The organism is Bowmanella yangjiangensis, assembly GCF_017255015.1.
GTDB classification, from domain to species: domain Bacteria; phylum Pseudomonadota; class Gammaproteobacteria; order Enterobacterales; family Alteromonadaceae; genus Bowmanella; species Bowmanella yangjiangensis.
This window is the reverse complement of the sequence record NZ_JAFKCS010000018.1, coordinates 25,351-37,567: the sequence shown is the minus strand read 5'-3', so window position 1 is coordinate 37,567 and position 12,217 is coordinate 25,351. Positions and strand designations below refer to the sequence as shown.

At 50.7% G+C, this 12,217-nt stretch carries 10 protein-coding genes and 1 tRNA gene; 1 reads left to right on the top strand and 10 read right to left on the bottom strand.

Features of this window, described 5'->3' with window-relative positions:
• Window position 1 precedes the first annotated feature (1 nt).
• On the top strand, window positions 2-1,456 hold the full coding sequence (locus J0A65_RS16145) for a phosphohexomutase domain-containing protein (protein ID WP_206595354.1): 1,455 nt from the start codon (window positions 2-4) through the stop codon (window positions 1,454-1,456).
• Window positions 1,457-1,532: 76 nt separating this feature from the next.
• Here J0A65_RS16145 and J0A65_RS27715 read toward each other — a convergent pair whose 3' ends face one another.
• The 10 genes from J0A65_RS27715 to J0A65_RS16095 all read right to left on the bottom strand — a co-directional run bounded on the left by J0A65_RS27715 (window position 1,533) and on the right by J0A65_RS16095 (window position 12,211).
• Window positions 1,533-3,284 carry a methyl-accepting chemotaxis protein gene (locus J0A65_RS27715; protein WP_206595353.1) on the bottom strand — a complete coding sequence of 584 codons (1,752 nt, stop codon included), beginning with the start codon at window positions 3,282-3,284 and terminating at the stop codon, window positions 1,533-1,535.
• Between the two features lie 172 nt (window positions 3,285-3,456).
• Window positions 3,457-5,190, bottom strand: a complete 1,734-nt coding sequence (gene argS / locus J0A65_RS16135) for an arginine--tRNA ligase (protein ID WP_206595352.1) — start codon at window positions 5,188-5,190, stop codon at window positions 3,457-3,459.
• A 28-nt stretch (window positions 5,191-5,218) separates the two neighbouring features.
• Complete coding sequence (gene prfC / locus J0A65_RS16130) at window positions 5,219-6,811, bottom strand: peptide chain release factor 3 (protein WP_206595351.1); 1,593 nt, start codon at window positions 6,809-6,811, stop codon at window positions 5,219-5,221.
• 188 nt (window positions 6,812-6,999) lie between these two features.
• Window positions 7,000-7,467, bottom strand: a complete 468-nt coding sequence (gene rimI / locus J0A65_RS16125; protein ID WP_232850008.1) for a ribosomal protein S18-alanine N-acetyltransferase — start codon at window positions 7,465-7,467, stop codon at window positions 7,000-7,002.
• Window positions 7,443-7,916, bottom strand: a complete 474-nt coding sequence (locus J0A65_RS16120; RefSeq protein WP_206595350.1) for a hypothetical protein — start codon at window positions 7,914-7,916, stop codon at window positions 7,443-7,445. The genes rimI and J0A65_RS16120 overlap by 25 nt, the downstream gene beginning before the upstream one ends.
• 323 nt (window positions 7,917-8,239) lie before the next feature.
• A tRNA-Trp gene (locus J0A65_RS16115) sits at window positions 8,240-8,316 on the bottom strand.
• A gap of 79 nt (window positions 8,317-8,395) precedes the next feature.
• Complete coding sequence (locus J0A65_RS16110; RefSeq protein ID WP_206595349.1) at window positions 8,396-9,187, bottom strand: phosphotransferase; 792 nt, start codon at window positions 9,185-9,187, stop codon at window positions 8,396-8,398.
• Entirely contained in the window at window positions 9,174-9,788 is a 615-nt protein-coding gene (gene pnuC / locus J0A65_RS16105; RefSeq protein ID WP_206595348.1) for a nicotinamide riboside transporter PnuC, read from the bottom strand. The genes J0A65_RS16110 and pnuC overlap by 14 nt, the downstream gene beginning before the upstream one ends.
• Window positions 9,788-10,045: a hypothetical protein gene (locus J0A65_RS16100; protein ID WP_206595347.1), complete on the bottom strand. Its 258-nt coding sequence runs from the start codon at window positions 10,043-10,045 to the stop codon at window positions 9,788-9,790. The genes pnuC and J0A65_RS16100 overlap by 1 nt, the downstream gene beginning before the upstream one ends.
• Window positions 10,046-10,129: 84 nt before the next feature.
• Window positions 10,130-12,211, bottom strand: coding sequence for a TonB-dependent receptor (locus J0A65_RS16095; protein ID WP_206595346.1), 2,082 nt, complete (start codon window positions 12,209-12,211; stop codon window positions 10,130-10,132).
• Window positions 12,212-12,217 lie beyond the last annotated feature (6 nt).

Sequence of the window (12,217 nt, the reverse complement as noted above, 5' to 3'; positions counted from 1 at the left end):
CATGCAATTGAGTTGTTTTAAGGCCTACGATATCCGCGGCAAACTGGGTGAGCAATTGGATGAGGCCATTGCCTATCGTATCGGCCGCGCCTTCGCCGAACATCTACAAGCAAAATCTGTAGTGGTGGGTGGCGATGCACGCCTCACCTCTGAGCCACTCAAGTTGGCACTAAGTGCCGGTTTGATTGATGGAGGGGCCGCGGTCACGGATATTGGTATGGTGGGTACTGAGGAAATCTATTTTGCCACCAGCGACCTTAACCAGGATGGCGGCATAGTCGTTACCGCCAGCCATAACCCCATTGATTACAACGGCATGAAGCTGGTCAAAGAAGGCTCTCGCCCCATCAGTGGCGATACCGGTTTGTTTACCATTCAAGCCATGGCTGAACAATACGATAACAGCACGGTTGAGCAAGCTCTTACACACTATACTAAGCAGACTCAAACTTACGACTTTGAAGCAGGCCAAGGCCGAATAGATCCGGCCAAGCTGGCCGCCAGCGGCCACTACAGCCAGCAATCTAATAAAGCCAACTTTACCGCGCATGTACTGGGCTATATTGATACCAACAAACTGCGGCCACTGAAATTGGTGGTCAACGCGGGTAATGGTGCAGCAGGCCCAACTCTGGATTATTTGGAAAAGGTACTACAGCGGGCAGGATGCCAGATTGAGTTTATTAAAATTAACCATCAGCCGGATGGCACCTTTCCTCACGGCATCCCTAATCCTTTGCTACCAGAGTGCCGACAACAAACGGCCGATGCCGTTACCCAACATCGGGCAGATATGGGGATAGCCTGGGATGGTGATTTTGACCGCTGCTTTTTGTTTGATGAAAAAGGCCAATTTATCGAGGGCTACTACATTGTTGGACTTTTGGCCCAAGCCTTTTTAGACAAAGACCCTGGCGCCGCGATTATTTTTGACCCCAGGGTATATTGGAATACGGAAGACATCGTCAAACAGGCAGGCGGCCGTCCGGTAAAAAGTAAAACCGGCCATGCCTTTATCAAAGAGAGAATGCGCAAGGAAGATGCGGTATATGGCGGTGAGATGAGTGCACATCACTATTTCCGTGATTTTGCTTACTGCGACTCAGGTATGCTGCCCTGGCTCTTAGTGGCAGAGCTTATCTGTACTAGTGGTAAACCCTTATCACAATTGGTGGAAGAGCGGATCCAGGCCTTTCCTTCATCCGGTGAAATTAACAGCGTGGTGAAAGATGCCGATGCCACCTTGCAAAAGGTGCTGAGTCATTATCAGGCTGATGCCGTCGCGCTGGATCACACGGATGGTGTTGGTCTTGAGTTTCCCGAGTGGCGCTTTAACCTGCGTAAGTCTAATACCGAGCCTGTTATTCGCCTAAATGTCGAGTCCAGGCGTAACATTGCTCTGATGGAAGAAAAAACCAAGGAACTACTGCAACTTATCAATAGCGGGGCAGAATAAACAAGGGGTGGTTTACCCTCCCCCATGTTGTTTAATTTTCACCAGTGACTTAGCTGTTACAGCTCTTACCACCTGACTATTCTCTTCGATTTAACACTTTCAGGGTATCAGACAAGCTGTTAAGCAAGCTTTGATTGGTACTGACCACCTGATTAATTTCACTGGCAGACTCACCTGCCTTGGCGGCCAGGTTACGCACCTCATCAGCCACCACAGAAAATCCTCGCCCGGCATCACCAGCCCTGGCCGCCTCAATAGCGGCATTGAGTGCCAGCAAGTTAGTCTGATCGGCAATGGCATTGATGCTTGCCACCATATGGTTGATACGCTGGCCAGATTGAATCAGTTGTTCCATCACAACTTCACTGTTTTGCACCACAGTTTTGTGCTCACTCACATCCGTACCAAACATAATGACCTTGTAAGGCTCTCCGGTCACTGTCCTTATTTGGCCAAACGTAGCCGCAATCACAAAGCTACGTCCGGCAACATGAATAACTACATCAGCAGATACATCGTCTTTCTCAGCAAAGTACTGACGTTGCTCCATGCTCAAATACTCGCTCCAGGGCTTCATCGCCTTGGCAAATATCTGGTTATCAATATTAAAGTGGCTGCTGGGATAGTTGTTAATCTCCAGCAAGTTACCCGCGTTATCCCATTCCACCAGTAAGTTGGAGCGACTTATCACTTGAAATCTCGTCTGATATTCCAAGGCGGCTGTTTTCACCACACTGATATCGGCCAAAATGGCAATAAAGCCGGCGTGTTGCCCCATCTCGTCGGTGACCGGGTTACTGGTTACCGATACCCACAATGAACAACCGTCGCGCTTATGTATCTCAAGTTCATCATAAAATGCCGCCGGCTTGGACAACTCATCCACGATACGCTGGCGGGTTTGCTCATCGGTTCTGGGGCCCACCAGAATGTCCCGGGTAAGCTCGCCTACCGCTTCGCTTTGACGGTAGCCAGTCATGCGACAAAAGCCGTTATTAACGTATCTAATACGACGCTCAACATCGGTAATAATTACCGCATTGTCGGTCTCATTGGCCACTAATGACAACAGCTTGAACTCATCTCGCTTTTCCACTTCAGCAGTGATATCACTGGCGAACTTCACTATTTTCTGCAGGGATTTATCGGGCCCATAAACCGGATTGTAGGTCGCGTGGATCCATACGGCCCGCCCCTCTTTAGTGATTCTCTTATATTCAGCGGTCTGGTAAGTACCGTTTCGCAAACTTTGCCAGAACTGCCGATAAGCGCTGGATGATGCTTCACCAGGTTCAACAAAAATCCCATGATGCTTACCCTTTACTTCTTCCAATTGGTAGCCCATCAGGTTCAGGAAATTGTCATTTGCGGTAAGAATATGGCCCTCAAGGTCAAACTCGATAACTGCCTGGGCTCGCAGAATAGCCTGTATCTGCGACTCATAGCTCGCCCGCTCCAGCACTTGTGCCGTCACATCGGAAGCAAACTTGATGATGCGTTCTACCTTGCCTTTTCTAAGGATGGGGGTGTAAGACGCCTGGATCCAAACAGCTTGCCCGGATTTGGTAATACGCCTGAACTGGGCTGTTTGCGGCTGACCTGCACGTAATTCATCCCAAAAACGTTGATATGCCTGACTGTTGGCTTCTTGGCTATCCACAAATATCTGATGGTGTTTGCCCTGCACTTCACGTAACTGATAACCCATTAAGGTCAGAAAGGTCTGATTGGCCGTCTCAATGGTTCCATCCAAGGAAAACTCGATGACTGCCTGAGTTTGGTGAATAGCACGAATAATGTCGTCGGCGTGACTGCCTCTAAACCACATAAAGACCCCAGTTAATCCCTTGAGTTATAAAGAAATAGTCAATAGTGGAGGATTTGCAAATAAGGTTCACTCAGTAGAAACAAATAGTGGCTTCTGGCCAAGTAAATATAATCGAAGTAAATAAAGCAAAAACGCCGGCGAAAGCCGGCGTTTTACATAGTGAAAAGGTCTTTTACATCTTTTCCAGAGTATCAATTCCTAGCAAGTCCAAGCCCGTACGCAAGGTCTTGGCGGTCAACGCTGCCAGTTGCAGGCGGCTGTTACGTATATCCGCAGCCACCCCTTCTTTGAGGATTGGGCAGGCTTCGTAGAAACTCATAAATTGGCTGGCAAGGTCATATAAGTAAGCACACAATACATGTGGCGTGGCATCACGTTCAACCTGCACTATGGCCTCTACAAACTGACTAAGTTGTAATGCCAGTGTGCGTTCCTGAGGTTCCAACAACTGAATCTTTGCCGTCAGACCCGCCGCATCCACGCCGGCTTTGCGGAAAACGCTCTGCACTCTGGTATAGGCGTACTGCAAATAGGGAGCAGTGTTACCTTCAAAAGCCAGCATACTGTCCCAACTGAACATATAGTCCGTCGTACGGTTCTTGCTGAGATCAGCGTACTTAACCGCACCAATCCCAACCGTTTGGGCAATCTGGTTTACCTCCTCAGTACTAAGATCGCTGTCTCTGGCAGTAATCAGCGCGGAGGCACGTTCCACCGCTTCGTCCAAAAGCTCAGCCAGTTTCACTGTGCCGCCGGTGCGGGTTTTGAAAGGTTTACCGTCACTGCCCAGCATCATGCCGAAAGGACAATGTTCATAGCTGGTCTGCTCGCGGATAAACCCGGCTTTGCGGCCGACAATTTCTGTCTGTTTAAAGTGCAGCGCCTGACGCGCGTCGGTCAGGATCAGGATACGATCAGCCCCCAGTTCAAAAGAGCGGTATTGCATGGCGGCCAAATCGGTGGTGGAGTACAAGTAGCCACCACCGGATTTTTGCACGATATACACCGCCGGGTTGCCTTCCTTGTCCGCGAGTTCCTGAATAAACACCACCTGGGCACCCTGATCTTCCACGGCCAGGCCCTGCTCTTTTAAGGCACTGACAATACCGGGCAGGCGCGCGTTATAGGCACTTTCACCCATAATATCTTCGCGCTTGAGGGTCACGTTCAGCTTCTGGTAAACCTCTTCAGAATGGGCGATGGAGATATCCACAAACTGTTGCCAGAGTTTCAGACACTGGCTGTCGCCGCCTTGTAGTTTAACCACATAGTCTCTGGCACGGTCAGCAAAGCCCTGTTCTTCATCGAAACGCACTTTGGCGGCACGGTAGAATTCTTCCAGATCCGACAAGGCTGTTTCGGCGACCTGATCCTGAAGCTGATCACTAAAGTGCGCCAGCAACATACCGAACTGTGTTCCCCAGTCTCCCATATGGTTCTGGCGGATCACCTTATGGCCCATAAATTCCAGAATACGCACCACGGCATCACCGATGATGGTGGTTCTTAAGTGGCCAACATGCATCTCTTTGGCCAAATTGGGCGAGGAGTAATCCACCACCACCGTTTTGGCGGATTCCTTTTCAATGCCCAAACGCGGGTCCTGGACGGCACTATCCAATTGAGCCGCCAGCCACTGGCTGCAAAGGTGAATATTAATAAAGCCCGGGCCCGCCACTTCCAGTTTGCTGGCAATGCCATCCAGTTCCACCGCTTGAATAATTTTGTCAGCGATATCCCGTGGCTTTTGGCCCAGCACTTTTGCAAGCGCCATGGCACCGTTAAACTGATAGTCACCAAATTCAGGACGGGTGCTGCGCGTCAATGGCGCCTGAGCACCTTCTGGTGCACCCACTTTCGCCAGCGCTTGCTTGAATTTATCCAGTAATAGTTCGTATATGTTCATCGTCTTTATCATCCTGTATCGCAGCGGCTTAAGAGTGTTCACGGGTTTTGTGGAACTTGATATCCGGATGACGCTCTTGCGCCAGTGACAGATTTACCATAGTCGGTGCGATATAAGTCAGGTTATCGCCGCCATCCAAGGCCAGATTCACCTCGGCTTTACGACGAAACTCGTCCAGTTTTTTGGCATCATCACAGTATACCCAGCGTGCCGTAGACACATTGACCGGCTCATAAATGGCATCCACGTTGTATTCAGCTTTCAGTCTGGCCACCACCACATCAAACTGCAGTACCCCAACCGCGCCAACGATAAGATCGTTATTGATTAGCGGCCTGAAGACCTGCACCGCACCTTCTTCAGATAACTGGATCAAACCTTTCTGCAATTGCTTCTGCTTAAGCGGATCTCTTAAGCGAATACGTTTAAACAGCTCAGGAGCAAAGTTAGGAATACCGCTGAATCTAAGTTTTTCGCCCTCAGTGAAAGTATCACCAATTTGAATCGAGCCATGGTTGTGCAAACCAATAATATCGCCGGCAAAGGCCTCTTCCACCGCTTCACGATCACCGGCCATAAAGGTCAGGGCATCGGATATTCGCACGTCTTTACCTATACGGGTCTGATGCAACTTCATGCCTTTTTCATAGCGACCCGACACAATACGGCAAAAGGCAATACGGTCGCGGTGCTTGGGATCCATATTGGCCTGGATCTTAAACACAAAACCGCTGAACTTTTCTTCTTCCACACTGACTTCGCGCACATCGGTTTGGCGGCCTTGCGGGCGCGGCGCCCACTTCACCAAGCCATCCAACATATGATCCACGCCAAAGTTACCCAAGGCAGTACCGAAGAATACCGGAGTCAGTTCACCGGCCAGAAAAGCGGCCTGATCAAACTCGTGAGAGGCCCCCATTACCAGTTCCAGCTCGTCGCGCAGTTGGCCAGCCAGAGAATTGCCAACGGCAGCATCCAGCTCGGGGTTATCCAATCCTTTTACAATGCGCACTGCCTGGATGGTATGGCCCTGACCAGACTGGTACAGAATGCTTTCATCACGGTGGATGTGGTAAACCCCTTTAAATTCCTTGCCACAACCTATGGGCCAGGTCACCGGCGCACAGGCTATTTTCAGTTCGGTTTCCACCTCATCCAGCAATTCCATGGGGTCACGGATATCGCGATCCAGCTTGTTCATAAAGGTCAGAATAGGCGTATCACGCAGACGGGTCACTTCCATCAGTTTGCGGGTGCGGTCTTCTACACCTTTGGCTGCATCGATCACCATCAGACAGGCATCCACTGCGGTAAGGGTACGATAGGTATCCTCTGAGAAGTCTTCGTGTCCTGGGGTATCCAGCAGGTTAACCAGGCAATCAGCATAAGGGAACTGCATCACCGAGGTGGTAACCGAGATGCCCCGCTCTTTTTCCATTTCCATCCAGTCAGATTTGGCATGCTGGTTAGAGCCACGCCCTTTCACAGTACCGGCTTTTTGAATGGCGTTTCCGAACAAGAGGACCTTTTCGGTGATGGTGGTTTTACCGGCATCTGGATGCGAGATGATCGCAAAGGTGCGTCGTTTGTTCAGTTGTTCTAGATAAGCTTTGCTGGCCACGGGACTCTCTGCTGCTGTTTGGCTGATATCAGACTGTTTTCTGTTACCGGCAGCGCGTTGTAGCCGGACAGAAACAGTTTAAAAACAAGGCGCGGATTGTAGCCTAAAGCGCGTGTAAAGTCGCCCATGAGAGAGAGGAATTTAAGCCAATGGGTATCAGTCGAAGAAATGACTGGCCGCTGTCGTCATCAACTATTTTCCCAGCTAAGTTTCATGATCAGGGCGTCTTCACGCCCTTCATGGGTGGGATAATAGTTTTTACGCCGCTCAATCAGCACAAAACCATAATGTTCGTACAAACCAATAGCCGCTTGATTGGAAGCTCGTACCTCCAGCCACACCTCATTAATGCCTTTGTGGCGGCACTGGCTGAAAAAATGTTCCAGCAAAGGTTTAGACAAGCCTTTTCCACGATGTGAACTGGCAATGCCGATATCCATTAATGTGGCTTCCTGCAAGACCTGCAGGCCCACATAAAAACCGGCCAGTTCACCTTTCTCTTCCATTTGCCAGGCAAAATACTGACCATCCAGGCAACTGGCGAAGGTCGCTTCAGACCAGGGATGGCTGTGGCAGGCCACTTGCAAAGCAAAGGCCGGTTGGTAGTTTTCGCTGTTTAATAAGAGGAAGTTCAGCATGCTTGCAAAAGCAGCCATAAGCGGCGCTTAAGACGGCTATCGGCGACTAGTGCGGCCGGCTCAGGACAATAAAGTATCCCATCCACCAGCTTTAACTCATCGGCTTGTTGCCAACGAAGCGACTTTTGCCCATCGGGCCAATTTAGTGCCAGCAGCATATCGCTGAGCATTGGCTCACTCTCAGCCACCCACACAGGCTCCGTCTTGGGCTCTGTACCGGGCACAGATAGCGGTGCAGGTTCTGATTGACTTTGGGTAGCTGTGGCACTGCCCTGCATGGCCTGCTTCAATCTGGCAATAGCAGACTGGGCGTTAGCTCTTGGCGCAGAATCTGTGGGCGGAATCATTGCAGCAGTGCTAGGCGTAACGTCTGCTGCCTGAACAGATGCAGACTTGTCACGCAATTGCCACTGAACAATGCCCAGTTCAGTGAGTACCGCTTGTTGATATGGAGTCAGTGTCGTCATAGGAGTGCAAGCTTACCATCAGAGTCAAAGCAGCGTCGACACTTGATGCACGATGAGAGATAGCCAGTGAGAGCAAGGCCTTAAGTTTATCAATGCAGAAAAGCAAAAAGCCCGTCACTAGGACAGGCTTTTTTTGAATGCTGGCAGGGGCGGAGGGATTTCCTCAGGTGCCTCCCTGCACCTGACCACAAGTGGCGCTAACGCGGTACACTTTGCTCCCGGCAAAGATGTCAAACCCCAATGGGGGTTCTCGCCCCACCGCCACGTTTCTTCGATGCAGAAAAGCAAAAAGCCCGTCACTAGGACAGGCTTTTTTTGAATGCTGGCAGGGGCGGAGGGACTCGAACCCCCAACCATCGGTTTTGGAGACCGCTGTTCTACCAATTGGAACTACGCCCCTGCAATGGAGGCAGAATTATACTCATCGACCTTTAAAGGTAAAGCAAATTTCTGTCACATTTGAACTGTTTGCGCAAATGTTAAGCGACAGGACTTTGCTTAACGGGATTTTGTGCCAAATGCCAGAGCTGATTGGTCAATCTGGCGATGGGTAACATTTGCTGAATATCCTGCCAAAGCAGCTCAGCAGACAACGCGCAAATTCTGGCATATTCGTCGCACAGTACCCTGCTCTGCGCATCGTTCAGCCCTTGGGCCAGGATACTGGACGCCAGGTCGTAAGCAGGTGTCGACATCGCCGCATATTCCCAATCCAGACATAAAGCATCCGGACTCAGGCAAACATGGGCAAAACTAAGATCATGATGACTAAACACCGGCTTAGGCAATGCCCGCCAGAGCCGACTTGCCCTTGCGACATTTTCGAGCAAGGCTGGCGTTTGAATATTGCCCACCTTGATATAGTGCTGCCAGTCCTCAACCAAAGGTAAATCGGTGCATTGAATAGGCAATGCATGAATAGCGGCCAGGCGCTGTGCCAGGCAGATAAGCTTGTCCCGCATCACTAATTTACTGGTGGCGAGGTCTTCAATATCCAGCCAGGTTTCCAGCATAAAATCGCCCGCGGCAGACAAATACAATGGCGCTGGCGCCATGCCAAAACCGGCGATCTGTTGCTGCAATGCGAACTGGCGGTGGCGATCCTGACGATCGCCACCGTTTTGGCAAAAGAATTTTAGAAAGTAGCGGCCCGACACACTGCGCAAACAATAGCTTTGATTTACCGTACCGCCGGACAAGGCGTCAAGTTCAAAGTCTGCGCCGATAAACGCCAGTTCCTGCAGCTCCTGGTGCTGCTTAGCCGATAGCATGGGCATCCTGCGCCAGGTAACTGCTGCGCCACTTCAGATAGCCATACAAGGCAAAACCCAGATAGCCGACAAACAACAGTGCGGTAAGGTACAAACCCGTCTGCCAGTATAGCCATGCGGCAAGGCTGTTGATCGCCAGCCAGTACAGCCAGTTCTCCAGTACCTTTTGCGTCACCAGATAGGTGGTAAACAAGCTGAATACCGTCACCAGCGCATCCACGTACAGATGCTCATTGTTGAAATAGCTCTGCAGGCTCCAGCCAATCACCAAAGACAACGGCAACAGCACCACCACCGCCAATAGATGATAAGTATTACTGCGGGTTTGCACCCTGCCCGGTTCGTGATCAGCCATGGCCCGCCAGTGCCACCAGCCATATACCGCCATACCCAGATAATACACATTTAGCAGAGTTTGCAGTGGCAGCGTATGGGCCCAAAACAGCCAGCTGTATATACCGGTACTGACCAAAGCACAAGGCCAGCACCAGATATTTTGCCGGGCCGCCAGCCACACATAACCAATGGCCAGCACCACTGCCAGCAGCTCCCAGTAAGACTGAGCCGCCCATTGCTCTGAGAGAGTTTGCAACAAGTCCATTAACGGCCGCTGCCCATGGCATCACCGTTTAAAAATTTACACACGAAAATAGCCTGGCCAATTTCCTGATGGCTGCGCTGCATCTCTTTCGCCAGGATTTCCATGGTCGGCAGGTATTCACCACAAATACGGGTGCTGGTGGCACTGGTATCAATTTCCAGCTCAGGGTATTGGTTTATACGATCAATAAAGGTCTGAATTGGCGCGATGTATTTATCGGCCAGAGGATACAGGGAAATTTCAGCAACCAGTTTCATAGAATCACTCCAATTAAAGGAGGGGTTGAGACCTCCAAAACGCCAGCCTGGCAACATCCCGGCTTCCCTGCCGGGCACGTTAGATTAAAACAAGTAATCTAGGCTTATGCCCAGCATGCGGCCATCGCCCAACTGGGTATAAAGCTTGGATTTATTCTGGTCATAGCCATCTTCGGGTTCATTGTTAAAGTAGAAACCGCGCACATGATATTCACGGTCAAACAGGTTCTGCCCCCACAAAGACAAACTCCAATTCCCCAGCTGCCAGCTCAAACGGCTGTGCACCAACACCTCGGAATGAGCTTGTTGATTATGTCCATCCGAGAAGTAGAACCCGTCCTTGCCGTCAGCTTCCACATGCCAGTGCCAATCATCCGCCAGTTGCCAGTCCATGCCGACATTAAAGGTATAACGTGGGGATTGTGCCTGATCTCGCTTATCAACAAACTCCCCTTTGGCATTGGTGTATTCCTTGAAGCTGGCACGCAGCCACCCCAGGTTGGCATAAAGCCCCAGGCTGTTATTCACCTGCCAGCGGCTTTCTACTTCCAGACCATAGTTAGTACCAATATCCGCATTAGCGATAATGTCGATAAAGTCAGCGGCCTGGCCACTGGAGGCCACCAACTCATAGTCACTGACCTGGGTATCTTTACGCTGCATATAGAAGCCTGCTACACGTAAGGTCAAATCACCTTCGGCATTGGCGCCTTTGACACCCAACTCATAGTTCCAGTTGTACTCAGGCGCATAGTTACGACGAGCGCTGCTGACCTGATCGTCAACATTAAATCCACCGGCTTTATAGCCGCGGCTGATGCCAGCGTACACCATGGTCTGCTGGTTAACCTGATGATCAAGTACCAACTTACCGCCCAGCATGTCGTCACTGACATTGGCGACAAAGCCGTCCGAGTCGAGATAATCGATGTCAAAATGGTCGTATCTCAGTCCCACTGTCAGACGAGTTTTGTCATTCAGTTGGCTGATAGTCTGTCCATACAAGGCCTGGTTATCCGGTTGATACTCACTACGGAAAATACCGTCCAGATAGTCGTATTCGCGGGTTAGCACTTCGTCCACTTTCTTACTGTAGGCCCCCACCACCCATTCGGTGCTGTCATTGAACCACTTGGATGTTGCAGAAGACGCCAGACGTAGTTCCAAGCTGTGGGTATCGCGCTCACGTGCGTAGGCATCAAAAGCGGTGTAGCCACCAGGATAGCCGTCATACAACCAGTCATCGTCGTAGCCGTATTGCATCTTTGAGTCAGACCAACTGCCAATGGCACTTAAGGTTGCCCAGTCAAGACGCCAATCCGCTTTAAGGCTCAGTGCATGGGTTTGCTGGCGGTCATAGCCTGGCTGGTCTGAACGGGTTTTACCGTCGTTGGTCTGAGTAAAGGCGTCGTAGCCGTTATCGATATCAAAATACTGATAGTTAAGTGCCAGAGTCAGGTTATCACTGGCCAGATATTTGAGCTTAAGTCTGCTGGTCAGTTCATCGCGATTAGCGGTATCGTCCCGCCCCAGGTATTGGTTTTCAATAAAACCATTACTTTGGTATTGCTGGGCGGCCACACGGTATAACAGCTTGTCGCTCAGTTCACCGCCATGGGCAAAACCGGCCGACCAACTGTTGTTCTCCGCCAGGCTAAGACTGACGCGGCTGGGACTGTCATTACCTGCTTCCACGGTTTGAATTTTCACCACGCCGGCCAGGGCCGCCGCGCCGAACTCAGTGGCTTGAGGGCCTTTGAGCACTTCAACCTGCTGAACGTCAAACAGTGTGCCTACTGCGGCAATGCCAGAAAAATCCATATCATCAATGACAAAGCCCACCGATGGATTAATCGGCTCGGCAAACTGGCTGCGCTCGCCGATACCGCGAATTTGAACAAAGCGGCCACGGGACGCGCCACTGGCAAAGTTGACATTAGGGGCGACATTCAGGATCTGTTCTAAGTGCTGTGCCTGACGGGCAATAATTTCATTCTGGCCCACCACCGAAATACTGGCCGGAACATTCTGCAGATTACGCACAGCAAAATCCGAGGTCACCACAATATGTTCAACAGCCTGCAGCTCTGCATTGATTTCGTCAGCCCATACAGGCTGACATGCTAGCGCCACGGCAACAGAAAGATAACGGTATTTAGTTTGCATTGGATC